Below are 15,330 nucleotides of genomic sequence, written 5' to 3' on the forward strand. Positions count from 1 at the left end.
CACCATGCGGGAGTCGAGGCAAATATGTCAACATTTTCGCTACCACCTCTCTACAGGCCACCGCCCAACCACTACAGCGGCGACCGCCAAGGCGCTCCATGAGCGCCTGCTCAACCTGACGTTACCCACCTGCCGCCTATCGGAATGACGGGAATCCATCCCGTACAGCCACTCCCCAAACTGTTGACATTTTTGGGGCGCCTTTTATTATGCTCCCGAAGCCAAACGCCTCCTGAGCAGGCTCGTCACCCACCCGGGGGCAGCGCACAGGCAGGGAAGGAACCGGCCACGGCAGACATCGCACGGAGCGAACCCCCGACGCGACAGCGCCTCGCTCGGCACGTCGGCTCCCGTCGACCGCACATCGGCCGGGCACGGCGAAACGAGCTCTTTCCCGAGGCCCGTCCGAGCCCCCGCCTCGTCCCACGACCTCGTTAGGGCCTCCATGACCGTTCTGCCTGACGACGGGCAGCCGCTCGCCGCCGAGTTCCCCGACGCCTCACATGAGCAGTGGCGCACCCTCGTACGAGATGTCCTGCGCAAGTCGAGTGGAGGCGTCTCCGCGACCTCGGCGGAGGACTTCCTGTCCACCGAGCTGGAGGACGGGCTGCGCACCCGGCCCCTCTACACGGCGAGTGACGTCGCGCCCGACCCCGGTCTTCCCGGCAGTTCGCCCTTCGTACGCGGCGGGCGAGCACAGGGAAACACGGTCGGCGGCTGGGACGTGCGCCAACAGCACACAGTGGCCGACGGCGACTCGGTCCTGACCGACCTGGAGAACGGCGTCACCTCCCTCTGGTTGGTCGTGGGCGACACCGGCATCCCGGTACCCGCGCTCGAAGGGGTGCTGAAGGGCGTCCATCTCGACCTGGCACCGCTCGTCCTCGACGCCGGACGCGACGTACCGGCTGCCGCGGAGGAGTTGCTGCGGCTGTACGAGGAGCGAGGCATCGCCGGGACAGCCGCGCGAGGCAACCTGGGAGCCGATCCGCTGGGCCATGAGGCCCGTACGGGCGAGGCGCTGGATCCCGCGCCGCTGCTCGGCCTCGCGCGGCGGTGCGCCGCGCGTCACCCGGGGCTGCGGGCGTTCACCGTCGACGCGCTGCCCCACCACGAGGCAGGCGGGTCCGCGGCGCAGGAGCTGGGCTGCTCCCTGGCGACGGGAGTCGCCTACCTGCGCGAGCTGACGGCGGCGGGCCTGGATGTCGAGGAAGCCTGCGGACAGCTGGAGTTCCGTTACGCGGCGACGGCCGACCAGTTCCTGACCGTGGCCAAACTGCGAGCGGCTCGCAGGCTGTGGTCGCGGGTGGCCGAGGCCTGCGGGGCGGGCCGGGCAGGTGCACAGCTCCAGCACGCGGTGACCTCGCCGGTGATGATGACGCGCCGGGACCCGTGGGTGAACATGCTCCGCACCACCGTCGCGACTCTGGCCGCCGGGGTGGGTGGAGCTGACTCCGTCACCGTGATGCCCTTCGACAGCGCACTCGGTCTGCCGGACGCGTTCGCGCGCCGCGTCGCCCGCAACACCTCCACCATTCTCATCGAGGAGTCCCACCTGTCCCGGGTGATCGATCCCGCCGGCGGCTCGTGGTACGTGGAGCGGCTGACCGACGATCTCGCGCAGGCGGCCTGGGCGTTCTTCCAGTTGATCGAGCGGGCAGGCGGCCAGGAGGCGGCCCTGTGCTCCGGGCTGGTCGGCGAGAGACTCGCCGCGACCTGGTCCGTACGCAGCGCGAAACTGGCCACACGGCATGAACCGGTGACGGGTGTCAGTGAGTTCCCGCTTCCGACGGAGAAGCCGGTCGTACGCGAGCCGTTCCCGGAGCCACCGTCCGGAGGGCTTCCCCGGGTGCGTCGCGACGAGGCGTTCGAGGTGCTCCGCGCCCGCTCCGACGCCCACCTCGCCGCCACCGGCGTCCCGCCGCGCGTCTTCCTGGCCGCGCTGGGCCCGGCCGCCGCGCACACCGCGCGTCTCGCCTTCGCCTCGAACCTGTTCCGGGCCGGCGGCATCGAACCCGTCGTCGACGGCACCTTCGAGGAGAGCGGGGCCCGCGAGGCGTGCCTCTGCTCCAGCGACGCGCTCTACGCGGAGCAGGCCGAGTCCGTCGCCGAGCAGCTGCGGACCGCGGGCGCCGAACACGTGTTCCTCGCGGGCCGCCCGGGACGCCACGCCGGTGTCGGCACGTACGTCTTCGAGGGCTGCGACGCCGTCGCGGTGCTCTCCACCGCCCTCGACCGCATGGGAGTGTCCTGATGTCCATCCCTGATTTCTCCGGGATCAAGCTCGGAACGCCGAAGACCGAGGCCACCGTCGACGAGTGGCGTACGGCGGTCGAGCGAGTCTCCGACGGCGAAGACCTGCTCCGGGAGACGCCGGAGGGCATCGACGTCAAGCCGCTGTACACCGGGCGTGATCTGGAAGGGCTCGACTTCCTGGACACCCGCCCCGGTATCGCACCGTATCTGCGTGGCCCGTACCCGACGATGTACGTCAACCAGCCCTGGACGATCCGTCAGTACGCCGGGTTCTCCACGGCCGAGGAGTCCAACGCCTTCTACCGGCGCAACCTGGCCGCCGGCCAGAAGGGCCTGTCCGTCGCGTTCGACCTGCCCACCCACCGCGGGTACGACAGCGACCACCCCCGCGTGACCGGCGACGTCGGCATGGCCGGCGTCGCCATCGACTCGATTCTCGACATGCGCCAGCTCTTCGACGGCATTCCCCTGGACCGGATGTCGGTCTCCATGACGATGAACGGCGCGGTGCTCCCCGTGCTCGCCCTGTACATCGTGGCCGCCGAGGAACAGGGCGTGCCGCCCGAGAAGCTGGCCGGGACCATCCAGAACGACATCCTCAAGGAGTTCATGGTCCGCAACACCTACATCTACCCGCCGTCGCCCTCGATGCGGATCATCTCCGACATCTTCGCGTTCACCTCGAAAAAGATGCCGCGCTACAACTCCATCTCCATCTCCGGTTACCACATCCAGGAAGCCGGCGCCACGGCCGACCTGGAGCTCGCGTACACGCTGGCCGACGGCGTGGAGTACATCCGGGCGGGGCAGGCGGCAGGCTTGGACGTGGACGCGTTCGCCCCGCGGCTGTCGTTCTTCTGGGCGATCGGCATGAACTTCTTCATGGAGATCGCGAAGCTGCGAGCGGCCCGGCTGCTGTGGGCGAAGCTGGTCAAGGAGTTCGACCCGAAGAACCCCAAGTCCCTCTCCCTGCGTACCCACTCGCAGACGTCCGGCTGGTCGCTGACCGCGCAGGACGTGTTCAACAACGTCACCCGCACCTGTGTCGAGGCGATGGCCGCCACCCAGGGCCACACCCAGTCGCTGCACACCAACGCCCTCGACGAGGCCCTCGCGCTTCCCACCGACTTCTCCGCCCGCATCGCCCGCAACACCCAGCTCCTGCTCCAGCAGGAATCCGGCACCACACGTGTGATCGACCCCTGGGGCGGCAGCGCGTACGTCGAGAAGCTTACGCACGACCTCGCCCGCCGCGCCTGGCAGCACATCCAGGAGGTGGAGCAGGCGGGCGGCATGTCGAAGGCCATCGACGCGGGCATCCCCAAGCTCCGGATCGAGGAGGCCGCCGCGCGCACGCAGGCCCGCATCGACTCCGGGCGGCAGCCGGTCATCGGGGTGAACAAGTACCGGGTGGAGACCGACGAGAAGATCGACGTCCTCAAGGTCGACAACTCCTCGGTACGCACCCAGCAGATCGAGAAGCTGCGCCGACTGCGCGAGGAGCGCGACGAGACGGCGTGCCAGGACGCACTGCACGCGCTCACCCGCGCCGCGGAGGGCGCAGGCAACCTGTTGGAACTCGCCGTGGACGCCGCCCGGGCGATGGCCACGGTCGGGGAGATCTCGGACGCCCTGGAGAAGGTCTACGGCAGGCACGCGGGCCAGATCCGCACGATCTCCGGGGTGTACCGCAAAGAGACAGGTGAATCCCCCTCCGTGGACCGCACACGGGCCCTCGTGGACGACTTCGCCGGCGCCGAGGGACGGCGTCCGCGCATCCTCGTCGCGAAGATGGGCCAGGACGGGCACGACCGCGGCCAGAAGGTGATCGCCACCGCCTTCGCCGACCTGGGCTTCGACGTCGACGTCGGCCCGCTGTTCCAGACCCCGGCCGAGGTCGCCCGCCAGGCCGTCGAGGCCGACGTGCACGTCGTCGGGGTCTCCTCGCTGGCCGCGGGCCACCTCACCCTCGTCCCGGCGCTGCGCGAGCAGCTCGCCGACCAAGGCCGTGAGGACATCATGGTCGCTGTCGGCGGGGTGATCCCGCCCCAGGACGTTCCCGTGTTGCTGGAGATGGGCGCAGCGGCCGTCTTCCCGCCCGGGACGGTGATCCCGGATGCGGCCCACGACCTGGTCCGGCGGCTGGCCACCGCTATCGGGCACGAGCTCTGAAGGCCTCACCCACCATGGCCATCGGCCTCGACGCCTACGTCAAGGGAGTGCCCGACGGCAGGCGAGCGGTCATCGCCCGCGCCATCACAGTGGCGCAGCGGCCGTTGACGGAGCTACTCCCGCACAGCGGCAGGGCCCGACGGATCGGGATCAGCGGGGTACCAGGCGTAGGCAAGTCCGCGTTCATCGACGCTTTCGGCACGATGCTGACGGAACGAGGGCACCGGTTCGCCGGGCCGTGGCCCCCTCTTCCAGTCGAACCGGCGGTCCCGTCCTCGGCGACAAGAGCTGCATGGAGCGGCTGGCCGTCGACACTGCGGCCTTCGTCCGCCCCTCCCCCACGGCGGCACCCTCGGCGGCGTCACCCGATCGACCCGCGAGTCGACCGTCGTAGTGGAGTCCGCCGGCTACGGCGTCGTCCTGGTCGAGACCGTCGGCGTCGACCAGTCCGAGACGGCCGTGACGAACATGCTCACGTGCGGGACACAGCAGGGTCAAGATCCATCACGCCCCGGAACTCGGTACGCCCATCTCGCTGCGTGTGGAGCTGGTCGGTGAGAAGAAGCATGGCCGCGTCGTAGTGCGGTCCGCGCGGCGAACGTTGGGACAGTGGTTTCGCAGGCCCACGTCCCCGGGCGCCCGCGACTGACGCTCCCATCGCCTTCGTCCGCTTTGGTGCAGGGCGGCGAACTGCCGGCCCGGCAGGTCCTCGGCCACCAGCTCCGTGGTGGCGTCGCGATAGGCGCGCAGGAGGCCCAGCCCGCCGACGACAGGGGCAGCCCTACGAGAGCCTCGGGCTCGCTCCGCTTCCTTAGCAGGCTTGCCGTGCTCAATTATTGACTGACCAGTCCAGATAAGACTATGGTCTTCGACGTGGCCAGGACCAAGGAATTCGATCCGGACGCCGCGCTGCAGTCGGCCCTCGAGCTGTTCTGGCGGCGCGGTTACGAAGCGACGTCGGTGACAGATCTCGTCGAGCACCTCGGCATCGCCCGCGCCAGCATCTACGCGACCTTCGGCAGCAAGCACGAGCTGTATCTGAAGGCCATGGACCGGTACGCCGAGATGCGCGACCCGCTTCTCATGTCCGAGCTGTCCCAGCCAGGCGCCGCACTGCCTGCGGTGCGGACGCTGGTGCGCCGCTTCGCCGCGGAAGCCGCCTCTCCGGAAGGGCGGCTGAACGGCTGCTTCGTCACCAACACCGCAGCCGAGCTGGCCCCGCACGACCCCGCGGCGGCCCGCCGGGTCGAGATCAGCTGGGAGCACATCGAGACCCTGCTGCACTCCGCGCTCGTGCGGGCCCAGGCCCAGGAAGAGCTCCCCGAGGGCCGCGATCCGCGAGCACTGGCCCACCTGCTGCTCGTCCTGCTGCAGGGCGTACGCATCGTCGGCAAGGCGTCGAACGATCCCGCCCGGGTGCGAGACGCGGCCGAACAAGCGCTGACCCTGCTGGACTGAATCACACCTGCCGGAGCCGTCAGGCCGTTTCCGTGCGCCCAAATAATGGACTGATCGGTCAAATATCAAGGGGAAGTATGACCGCCACGGGCACCGCCCGCGTCACCGCCATGCAGCACAGGTCCGCCTTCGTCCTCCTCGGCGGCATCCAGGCCACGCTGATCTTCACGCTCGCCGCGATCGCCATACCGCTGCCCCGCGTTGCTCGTGAACTCGACCTCGAGCGCGCCGACGTGATCCTGCTCAGCACCGCCTACGGCCTGACCTTCGCCGGGCTGTTGCTCTTCGGCGGACGTCTCGCCGACCGGTACGGCGGGCGGCGCGCCCTCATCGCGGGCCTTGTCCTCTTCGCCATCGCCTCGGCCGCCGCCCCGCTCGCCCCCGGTATCGAGGCACTGCTCGCGGCGCGCTTCGCCCAGGGCGCGGGCGCGGCCCTCGTCGCGCCGGCCGCCATGGCCGTGCTGCGCGCCGTCTTCCCCTCCCCCGCCGCGTACGGCAGGGCGATGGCCACCTGGGGCGGACTCTCGGTGCTCGGCGCGACGGCGGGCAATCTGCTCTCCGGCGTCATCTCGGCGCTGCTTTCCTGGCGCTGGACCTTCGCGGTGCCCGTCGTGGTGGCGATCGCAGCCCTCGTCCTCACGCCCCGGCTGCTGCCGGACACCGCACCGAACCGGGGCAGGAGCCTCGACCTGCCCGGTGCTCTGCTCGCCACCGCCGGGATCACCCTCGCCAGTTACGGACTCGTCGTCACCGACGCCCGCCCCGGATCGTCGGCCGGCGTGCTCGTGCCACTGCTCGGCGGGACCGCGCTGCTGGCCGCGTTCTGGTACGCCGAGCGCCGGGCCCACGATCCCCTGCTGCCCCCCGGCTTCCTCTTCGACCGGCGGCGGTTCCTGGGCCTCACGGCCATCGCGCTGAGCTCCTGCGGGACCGCGATGACCTTCGTGGTTCTCTCTCTCCACCTCCAGCAGGAGCGCGACTGGTCACCGTTGCAGACCTCGGCCGCCTTCGTGCCGTTCGCCGTCGCGCTGCTCGCCTCGGGCCGGGTGGCAGGACCGCTCATCGGCCGGTACGGAGCCCGAACCGTCACGGCCGCCGGGCTGGGCACAGGCGCGGCCGGGCTCGTCCTCCTCGCCTTCACCGGGTTCGATACGCACACCTCGTACGCGTACGGGCTGCTGCCGGGCCTTGTGCTGCTGCCGGCGGGCACCGCGGCCTCCTTCGCCGGAGCCGCCGTGCTCGCCACCGAAGGGGTACCGCGGCAGCAGACCGGGCTCGCGGGCGGCGTGCTGAACACCGCGATGGAATTCGGCCCGACCGTCCTCTTCGCCGTCCTGCTCACACTCGACAGCGACCCCTGGTCCCTGGCCGCGACGGGGGTAGCCCTCGCCGTCGGGGCCCTCCCGCACCACCGCACCAAGTAATCCATCATTCAAGGGAGTCACCGAAATGAACCGCTTCACCGGCAAGACCGTCCTCGTCACCGGCGCGGGCTCCGGCCTCGGCCGCGCCATCGCGCTCGCCTTCGCCGCCGAGGGCGCATCCGTGGTCGCCGCGGGACGCACCGCGGCCTCCCTGGACGGGACGGTCGGCTTCATCGAGGCAGCCGGTGGCACAGCCGCCGCCGTCACCGCCGATGTCACCGACTCCGGACGGCTCCAGGATCTCGTTCGGGAGAGCGTCGCCCGCTTCGGCGGACTGGACGTCGCGGTCAACAACGCCGGGATATTCCGGGGCGCCGTCCCCGTCGGCGAGGTGAGCGAGGAGGACTGGGACGCGGTGCTGCGGACCAATGTCACCGGCGTCTGGCTGGCCATGAAGCACGAGATCGCCCACATGAAGGAGAACGGCGGCGGCACCATCGTCAACATCTCCTCCAACCTGGGCGCACACCTGCGGATCCCGAACGCCGCCGCGTACATCACCTCCAAGGCAGCGGTCTCCGCGCTGACCCGCGCCGCCGCTCTCGACCACATCCACCAGGGCATCCGCATCAACGCCGTCAGCCCCGGCGCCTCCGCCGCTCCCATGTCACTGCGCCCCGGCGAGACCGAGGCCGACCGTGCCGAGCGGGTGAAGACAGAGAACCCGCTCGGCCGGGTCGCGGAGGCCGATGAAGTGGCGGCCGCGGTGCTCTACCTCGCCTCGCCCGCTGCCGGCTCGGTCGTCGGCAGCGACCTGGTCATCGACAGTGGATCGTCGGCCTGACGCCCCCTGTCGGAGATTGAGCAGGCTGCTGCGTAACAGCCAAGGTCCGCGGAGTCCGAACCCGGCCTGCGCTCCGCTCCGCTCCCCCACGCCCCAGTCGGCCCGGATCTCCCCGGCGACGGCGGCGTGGGGGTTTCTCAGGCGGCGCAGCTTCCATGGACTGGACGGGACAGGACGGGACGTGACGAGACGGGCTTCGCGGCCACGCGCCGCAGCGGCAGCTCAGAGGTGGCCGTCCAGGAACTTCCGTACCTCTGCGATGGTCATGGGCCCCATGCCGTGCGCCACCGCCTCTCCCTCCTTCAGCAGGACGTAGGCAGGGGCTCCAGTGACCCCGTATCTCTCGGTTGCCACCGGACAACGCGTGATGTCGGTGCGGACGACCGTCAGGCGCCCCGCGCAGTCGTCGGCGATGCCCTCCACGACGGGGTCCATCACCCGGCAGGGCTCGATTGCCTTGGTCCATGTCCCGGTGAAGTATGCGAGGACCGGAACCTCGCTCATCCCGAGGATGAAATCGAACTCCGCGTCCTCACGGGGTCGGTGAACCCGATGTGCCATGGAAGCTCCTGCCCTCACGTTCCGTCATTCCGTCCCATCATCCCTCGCGCGGTGGGCCGGTCAGCACCGTCCGAAGACCGACCGCCAGCGTCAGTTCGAGGACCCGGTGTGGCGATGCGAGATCCGGGAACAGCTCGCGCAGCTGCGACATCCGGTACCGGACTGTCTGGGGATGGACGAACAGTTCCGCCGCCACCTCCTCCCGTCTGCCCTGGTGCAGCAGCCACGCCCGCAACGTCTCCTCCAGCCGCCGCGCGGTCGCGACAGGCAAGGTCCGCAAGGGTGCGAGGGCTCGGGCACGCAGGTCTGCGAACGCGTCCACGTCGGCGCTCAGCACCAGCTCGGGCAGGTGGTCCTCGGTGTCGCGAATATCAGGGGAAAGGGCGCGTGCGCGCACGGCTCGTGCGTACGAGGCGGACGCGCGCGTCCACGGCCGGGCCGGGCCGACCACGGCGGTGCGGTCGGTCAGCTGCCGCAAGAGATGTGGTCGGTCGGCATCGGGAACGAGCAGCGCACCGGTGGCATCCGGCAGATCGTCGAGGACCAGGGTGTTCGGGTCGAGCGTGCGGTAGGCAGGTCGGGCCTGGGCGGCGGGCAGCAGGACCGCGGTCAGCGAAACCGGAGGCTGCCACCCGGCCCGTTGACCTGAGGCCAGCAGCACGTCCGGGCTCGCGCCTGCGAGGAGGTCGCGGGCCAGGTGTTCCAGGTGGCGCTCGTGGGCCCTGCCACGGGCGGCCAGTTCGTCGGCGTGTCCCGCGGCGCTCGCGGCGGAGAGCTCGTCGATGTAGGCGAAGGTCAGCTCGGCGAACTTGGCGACCTCGGCGGCGGGCAGACCTGCGGGTACGGCACCCGCGGCCAGGCATCGCCAGGCGACGCGGGCGCCGACACGGTAGGCGCTGAGCAGGGCGTCCATCGAACGGCCGTCGCGCACCTCGCCGCGACCCAGCTCGTAGGCTGCGTCACCGCCGTCGCCGCCTGTGGCGTTGCCGCTCGCGAGGTCCAGGTAGTGCCCCAGGGCGGTGCGGACGGCTCGGCGGATGGTGCCGCCCATGCGGCCCGAAAGGGCGTTGGCGTAGGAAGGGACCTCGTCGATGATCGCCTGGACGACCTCGTCGGCGGTGGTCTTCAGAGCGGTACGAAGGGCGGTGACCGTCGTCTCGTCCAGGGCCAGTTCGCTGGCCCTCCGGATTGCATGGCTCACGTTTTGTTCCCTGCGAACAATTCAGCTGATCAGATTCACGTCCTGCGGTCAGGACTTTACGCCATAGGGCGCAGCAAGCTGGAGTCATGACGAGTGCAGCCCTCCGCAGTAGGGCGTGGAAACTGCTGGAGATGGTCACGACGCCGCTGCTGCCGTCGGACTACCTCGACCTGGTCAGCCCGCTGCGTGCGGGCGCTGACCTGTGTGGGCGCATCGAGGCCGTGCACCCCGAGACGGGTGACGCCGCGACTGTCGTGATCAGGCCAGGGCGGGGCTGGCGCGGCCACACAGCCGGTCAGTACGTGCGGATCGGGGTCGACGTCGACGGGGTGCGCCTGTGGCGTGCCTACTCCCTCACCTCGCCGACACATCGCCGGGACGGCCGTGTCACGATCACCGTGAAGGCGATCCCGGACGGCAAGGTCAGCAACCACCTGGTCCGCAGGGCGAAACCTGGCACGCTGATCCAGCTCGACCAGCCGACCGGCGACTTCGTGCTGGCGCAGGCCAAGCCCGCCAAGGTGTTCTACCTGACGGCCGGCAGCGGCATCACGCCGGTGATGGGCATGCTGCGCGACACGGAGCTCGACGACGTCGTCATGGTCCACTGCGCGCCACGGCCTCAAGACGTGATCTTCCGCAACGAACTGCACGATCTGGTCGCGGACAAGAAGCTTCGTCTCATCGAGGTGCACACCGACACGGACGGCATGCTCGACATCGCCCGTCTCGACGAACTCGTACCCGACTGGGCCGAGCGCGAGACCTGGGCTTGCGGGCCCGCGGGCCTGCTCGACGCCGCCGAAGAGCACTGGACCGAGCACGGCGTCCAGGAGCGCCTGCACACCGAACGCTTCCGCCCCGGCATCGTCGTCGCCGGCGACGGCGGCGAGGTCACGTTCAGCGTCTCCGGCAAGACCGTCGCCGCGGACGGCGCCACGCCGTTGCTGGACATCGGTGAGGAGGCCGGCGTGCTCATGCCCTCCGGGTGCCGCATGGGCATCTGTTTCGGCTGCGTCACGCCGCTCAAGGCGGGCGCCGTCCGCGACCTGCGCACCGGCGGGATCACCGAGGCCGAGCCGGGCGTCCTCATCCAGACCTGCGTGTCCGCCGCCGCGGGCCCGTGCGACATCGAACGGTAGGAGCACCTTGACCGCCATCGACCCCACCGCCCACCTGACCTCGGAGCAGATCGAGGAGCTGGGCCGCGAGCTGGACGCGATCCGCGACGAGGTGATCGCCGGCCGCGGCGAGAAGGACGCCGCCTACATCCGTAAGGTGATCGCCGCGCAGCGCAAGCTCGAGCTGGTCAGCAGGGGCGTGCTGCTGTTCTCGATCTTCCCGCCCGCGTGGCTGCTCGGCACCGCCGGGCTGTCCGTGGCGAAGATCATGGACAACATGGAGATCGGCCACAACATCCTGCACGGCCAGTGGGACTGGATGCGGGACCCGAAGATCCACTCCACCACCTGGGAGTGGGATCACGTCTCGCCGTCCGAGCAGTGGAAGCACTCGCACAACGAGCTGCACCACACGTACACCAACGTGATCGGCAAGGACAACGACCTCGGCTACGGCATCATGCGCGTCGACGAGGACCAGAAGTGGCACCCCTTCCACCTCGGCCAGCCGCTGTGGAACTTCCTCAATGCCTGCTTCTTCGAGTACGGCATCGCAGCGTACGACCTGGAGCTCGGCAAGAACCTCCACAAGCGCCGCCGCAAGAACCCGGAGTTCCGCGCGCGGGCCAAGGCCGTGGGACGGAAGATCCGCAAGCAGGTGCTCAAGGACTACGTGATCCATCCGCTGCTGTCGGGCCCGTCATTCCTCCCCACACTCGCCGCCACGTTCACCGCGAACCTGGTCCGCAACGTCTGGACCCACTCGGTGATCATGTGCGGGCACTTCCCCGAGGGCGTACAGGTCTTCGAGCGCCGGTCGATCGAGGGCGAGACGCGCGGCCAGTGGTACCTGCGCCAGATGATGGGCTCGGCGAACATCAGCGGCAGCAAGGCCATGCACTTCATGACCGGCAACCTGTCGCACCAGATCGAGCACCACCTGTTCCCGGACCTGCCGAGCAACCGGTACGCCGAGGTCGCGGTGAAGGTGCGCGCGCTGTTCGAGAAGTACGAGCTGGAGTACGTCACCGGCCCGCTGCCCAAGCAGGTCTTCTCCGCGTGGCACAAGGTCTTCCGGCTCGCACTGCCGAACAAGGAGGCCAAGGTCGGAGCGCCGGACCACGAGCAGGAGCTCGTCGCCGCCTGATTCCCGGTACGGGTTCGGATCTCTCGGCCGTACCGGCGGCACCGCCGGGTTCGGTGAGATCCGCTGCGCAGGCAGGGCAGGCGTGTGTCCTCGCCACCGCGGCGTCAAGCCTCGGCGGCGAGGGCACAGGCGCGGCCGGTGAGGTCAGCATCCGGCGACGACGCCCGACAGCTCGTTGGTGCTCTTCGGCAGGGTGCCGGAGGTGAGCTTCTTCCCCGTTTCCACGTCGATGGCGTGCAGCGCCTCCCTGCCGGGCTCGGAGACGTAGGCGACGTGTCCGCGCACGAACAGCGTGGGCCGGGCCTGCTGCCAGTCCAGCGGCTCCTGCCATTCGCCCACGACGGGGTTTCTTCTCGATCCTGCCGGTGTCCGGGTCGAGGACGTGAAGGGCGCCGTCAGTGCCGAGGACCAGGGCCTCGCCGTGCGGGCCGCGGGCCGGGGAGCGGAAGGAGTAGCTGGTGCCGACTTCGACCAGGCGCAGCTTCTTCTTCTCGGTGTCGATGCTTCTTCTTCTCGGTGTCGATGAGGGAGACGCGGGAAGGTCGCTCCAGCTCGGCCTCGGCATCGGTCTTGTAGTCGCCCAGCAGAACGGGCGAGGCGTCGCTGCCGGCCTGGTTGCCGCTGCGGCCGTAGTCGTCGGGGAAATCGATCTTGGTGAACGTGCCGTCCTTGTCGATCAGGATGCCGTCCTCGCAGCCGACGCCGACGGCTTCGTTCTTGGTCGCCACCGCCATCCTCGACCGCCTCCTGCACCACTGCGACGTGATCTCTATCCACAGCCCCAGCTACCGGCTCAAGAACCGGCTCGCCGCCCTTGAACGCGACCGGGACGACGCAGCCTGACCGAGCTCCCCGGGAGTTTTCACAGGTCAGTCCAGACATGGCCTTCGGAGTAGTCGTGCCAGCCCCGGAAGAACCAGTTGGCAAGATCCCCGATGCGCTCGACGCAGTCTTCGAAATAGGCGTCGGCCTTGGGAAGTGCGGGTGTGATGTCCACGACGGGACCCAGGTCGCGACCTCATAGAACCCTTCAGCGACCCACCGCTCGAGTTTCTGGTCTGCCTGCCATTGCTCGCATGCGGCCCGCATCGCACGTTCCAGACGGGTGAATGCAGCCCGATCCCATTCCAGATCCCCACGCAGCCGAAGCAGGAAGCTCCCCTCCTCGGCGTCGAACTCCCGCCTCAGAACCTCGGTGATCTCATCCATGGTCGAGATCATGACAGTCCCCGCAGAGACGTCCGACACTGCCCACGACCAACCAGCACAACCACCTTGCCGACCGCTAAGTGGTGCACTCTTATCTGTACTTGCCGGAGTACTCAGAGAAGTACGCCGACACCTGCCGCTGATGGTCATGGTCACCCCGGCAGACCTGCACGACTCCGCCGCAGCGAAGGAAGTCCTCTTCCGGCTCCGGCTCACGCATCCGAGATCACACTCGTCCGGGCCGACTCAGCCTATGCAGGCAAGCTCGTGACGTGGGCAAAGAGATATCTGAACCTCACGATCAAGACCGTCAGCCGCCCGAAGAACACCTCCGGCTGGATCCTGCTGCCCCGTCGCTGTGTGGTCGAACGAAGCCTGGCCTGGATGATGAACGCCCGCCGTCACGCCCGAGATTACGAGCGCTGATCCAGCACTCCGAAACTTTGATCACCTGGACCGCCATCACGCTTAGGACCCGACGCCTTGCCCGGGCGTGACACCCGAAACACCCTGCTGGAACCGCAGGACCGCGGACGCCCAGGCATCTTCCTCTGAGTTCCTGGAGCAGACCACATCCTCGTCTTCGTCGCCCTGATCTCCGCACTCCGCGAGCGCCTGGGCGACCATCTCCTGCTCAGCCGCACGATCGGCAGCGGACAGACCCAAAAGCAAAGCGGCGGACTGGCGGACGAGGATTCCAGCGTCGTCAAGCAACCCCAGTGCCCTGCCGATCTCCCGCCAGCCCACCCCAGCGCGAAGCGCGGCCTCCGCGGCCTCCGAGTGCATGGCGAGCACGATCCTCTGCACCATGTCCAGTGCCCTGCTACGGATCCCCCAAAGCCAGCCGCCGGAACTCCGCCTGCAACAGCTTCTCCGCCAACACACAGGAATTGTTCTCACTCATACCCGAATCAACGAGCCTTAAGGCGCCGAGCCACCGGTCGAGTATCGGAAGCAGCTACTTAGCTTGTCATTTAACGACCGGTGTCGAACGCGGCTCTAACTTGATCAGCGTTTTTACACTTCAGCGGACACACCGGCGGCCCCCGTCTGATCCTGTGCTCCGTCACAGAGTGGACCACCGCGAAGGCCGTGGTCGTGAGTTCGGTGCATCAGGGCGTCCTGCGGGATGCGTTCGCGGAAGTGTCACACTTCCGGTCGGAGCTGTACGCGTGCATCCCGAGCCGTGCTCGGTGCCGCGCCGGGCGATCACCGGCTTCACGCCGAGGTCCCAGACCAGGCGGCGGTATTTGTCGTGGTCGTGGCCGCGGTCACCCAGCACCACGTCCGGGCGGCGCCGGGGCCGGCCACGCTTGCCCCGCACGGACGGCACGGCCTGGAGGAGTGGGATCAGCTGGGTGACGTCGTTGCGGTTGCCGCCGGTCAGGGTGGCGGCGAGCGGGAGGCCGGTGGCGTCGGTGATCAGGTGATGCTTGCTGCCCGTCCTGCCCCGGTCAACAGGGCTTCGTCCCGTCTTGGAGCCCCCTTTAACGCGCGGATGTGGGAGCCGTCGACGGCTGCCCGGGAGAAGGCCAGGGCGTTCGCGCTGCGGAGCCTGGCGAGGAGGGCCTCGTGCAGTCGCGGCCACACCTCAGCCTCGGTCCACTCGGCCAGTCGGCGCCAGCAGGTCATGCCGGAGCCGAAGCCGAGTTCCTGCGGCAGGTGTTCCCAGGCGATCCCGGTGTGCAGGACGAACAGGATGCCCTTGAACACGAGCCGGTCAGCGTGCCGCTTGCGCCCCGGGTGCCGGGTCCGGCGCTCAACCTGGGGCAACAGCGGATCGATCACCGCCCACAATTCGTCATCGACTCCCCACGGCTTCGGCCGAGCCACCCCGCACCCCCGGATCATCAGTCCCGGAGCGATCCAATCACCTCGAAGATCATTGCGTTAGGAGTTCTTAGGGCTTGCCGGGAAACAAGTCGTAGCTTCCAGCTGTGGGGCTCGTTGGTCTGGTATGGGGAGACCGGAGGGGATCGAGGCCGTTCTGGCGGCGA

Annotated in this window: 11 protein-coding genes and 5 pseudogenes; 10 read left to right on the plus strand and 6 right to left on the minus strand. The window is 69.0% G+C overall.

Annotation, left to right across the window (positions count from 1 at the left end; all coding sequences use genetic code 11):
* The first annotated feature begins 445 nt into the window (after positions 1-445).
* The 6 genes and pseudogenes from ACIQRW_RS24580 (at position 446) to ACIQRW_RS24605 (ending at position 8,094) form a co-directional block, all read left to right on the plus strand.
* Positions 446-2,254 (plus strand): methylmalonyl-CoA mutase family protein, encoded by a 1,809-nt coding sequence (locus tag ACIQRW_RS24580; RefSeq protein ID WP_403764051.1) that lies wholly within the window; start codon positions 446-448, stop codon positions 2,252-2,254.
* On the plus strand, positions 2,254-4,428 hold the full coding sequence (scpA, locus tag ACIQRW_RS24585) for a methylmalonyl-CoA mutase (protein WP_403764053.1): 2,175 nt from the start codon (positions 2,254-2,256) through the stop codon (positions 4,426-4,428). Before ACIQRW_RS24580 ends, scpA begins: the two co-directional genes overlap by 1 nt.
* A gap of 14 nt (positions 4,429-4,442) precedes the next feature.
* Positions 4,443-4,986: pseudogene (locus tag ACIQRW_RS24590) on the plus strand (hypothetical protein).
* A 315-nt stretch (positions 4,987-5,301) separates the two neighbouring features.
* Positions 5,302-5,886: a TetR/AcrR family transcriptional regulator gene (locus tag ACIQRW_RS24595; protein WP_403764055.1), complete on the plus strand. Its 585-nt coding sequence runs from the start codon at positions 5,302-5,304 to the stop codon at positions 5,884-5,886.
* 77 nt (positions 5,887-5,963) lie between these two features.
* The gene (locus tag ACIQRW_RS24600; protein ID WP_403764057.1) at positions 5,964-7,310 is read left to right on the plus strand and encodes an MFS transporter; all 1,347 of its coding nucleotides are present in this window, start codon (positions 5,964-5,966) and stop codon (positions 7,308-7,310) included.
* A 25-nt stretch (positions 7,311-7,335) separates the two neighbouring features.
* On the plus strand, positions 7,336-8,094 hold the full coding sequence (locus tag ACIQRW_RS24605) for an SDR family NAD(P)-dependent oxidoreductase (RefSeq protein WP_403764059.1): 759 nt from the start codon (positions 7,336-7,338) through the stop codon (positions 8,092-8,094).
* A gap of 222 nt (positions 8,095-8,316) precedes the next feature.
* Here ACIQRW_RS24605 and ACIQRW_RS24610 read toward each other — a convergent pair whose 3' ends face one another.
* Together ACIQRW_RS24610 and ACIQRW_RS24615 are read right to left on the minus strand one after the other, a co-directional pair.
* Positions 8,317-8,655, minus strand: a complete 339-nt coding sequence (locus tag ACIQRW_RS24610) for a thioredoxin family protein (RefSeq protein ID WP_403764061.1) — start codon at positions 8,653-8,655, stop codon at positions 8,317-8,319.
* 37 nt (positions 8,656-8,692) lie between these two features.
* Positions 8,693-9,856, minus strand: a complete 1,164-nt coding sequence (locus ACIQRW_RS24615) for a PucR family transcriptional regulator (protein WP_403764063.1) — start codon at positions 9,854-9,856, stop codon at positions 8,693-8,695.
* A gap of 131 nt (positions 9,857-9,987) precedes the next feature.
* On the opposite strand from ACIQRW_RS24615, the gene ACIQRW_RS24620 reads away from it, so the two are divergent.
* Together ACIQRW_RS24620 and ACIQRW_RS24625 are read left to right on the plus strand one after the other, a co-directional pair.
* Entirely contained in the window at positions 9,988-10,998 is a 1,011-nt protein-coding gene (locus ACIQRW_RS24620; protein ID WP_403764091.1) for a ferredoxin reductase, read from the plus strand.
* A 7-nt stretch (positions 10,999-11,005) separates the two neighbouring features.
* Complete coding sequence (locus ACIQRW_RS24625; protein ID WP_403764065.1) at positions 11,006-12,124, plus strand: fatty acid desaturase family protein; 1,119 nt, start codon at positions 11,006-11,008, stop codon at positions 12,122-12,124.
* A 144-nt stretch (positions 12,125-12,268) separates the two neighbouring features.
* Here ACIQRW_RS24625 and ACIQRW_RS24630 read toward each other — a convergent pair.
* Positions 12,269-12,849, minus strand: a pseudogene (locus ACIQRW_RS24630) (hypothetical protein); the annotation flags it as partial.
* On the opposite strand from ACIQRW_RS24630, the pseudogene ACIQRW_RS24635 reads away from it, so the two are divergent.
* Positions 12,842-12,967, plus strand: a pseudogene (locus ACIQRW_RS24635) (ATP-binding protein); the annotation flags it as partial. The pseudogenes ACIQRW_RS24630 and ACIQRW_RS24635 sit on opposite strands and share 8 nt — an antisense overlap.
* 19 nt (positions 12,968-12,986) lie before the next feature.
* On the opposite strand, the gene ACIQRW_RS24640 reads toward ACIQRW_RS24635, so the two are convergent.
* On the minus strand, positions 12,987-13,121 hold the full coding sequence (locus ACIQRW_RS24640; RefSeq protein WP_403764067.1) for a hypothetical protein: 135 nt from the start codon (positions 13,119-13,121) through the stop codon (positions 12,987-12,989).
* A gap of 345 nt (positions 13,122-13,466) precedes the next feature.
* Between ACIQRW_RS24640 and ACIQRW_RS24645 the strand changes: the two are divergent.
* A pseudogene (locus tag ACIQRW_RS24645) lies at positions 13,467-13,824 on the plus strand (transposase); the annotation flags it as partial.
* On the opposite strand, the gene ACIQRW_RS24650 reads toward ACIQRW_RS24645, so the two are convergent.
* Both ACIQRW_RS24650 and ACIQRW_RS24655 read right to left on the minus strand, forming a co-directional pair.
* The gene (locus tag ACIQRW_RS24650; protein ID WP_403764069.1) at positions 13,802-14,128 is read right to left on the minus strand and encodes a hypothetical protein; all 327 of its coding nucleotides are present in this window, start codon (positions 14,126-14,128) and stop codon (positions 13,802-13,804) included. The pseudogene ACIQRW_RS24645 and the gene ACIQRW_RS24650 overlap by 23 nt on opposite strands.
* A 382-nt stretch (positions 14,129-14,510) precedes the next feature.
* Positions 14,511-15,184, minus strand: a pseudogene (locus tag ACIQRW_RS24655) (IS5 family transposase); the annotation flags it as partial.
* Between the last annotated feature and the right edge of the window lie 146 nt (positions 15,185-15,330).

This window comes from Streptomyces sp. NPDC091287, assembly GCF_044768525.1.
Classification (GTDB): domain Bacteria; phylum Actinomycetota; class Actinomycetes; order Streptomycetales; family Streptomycetaceae; genus Streptomyces.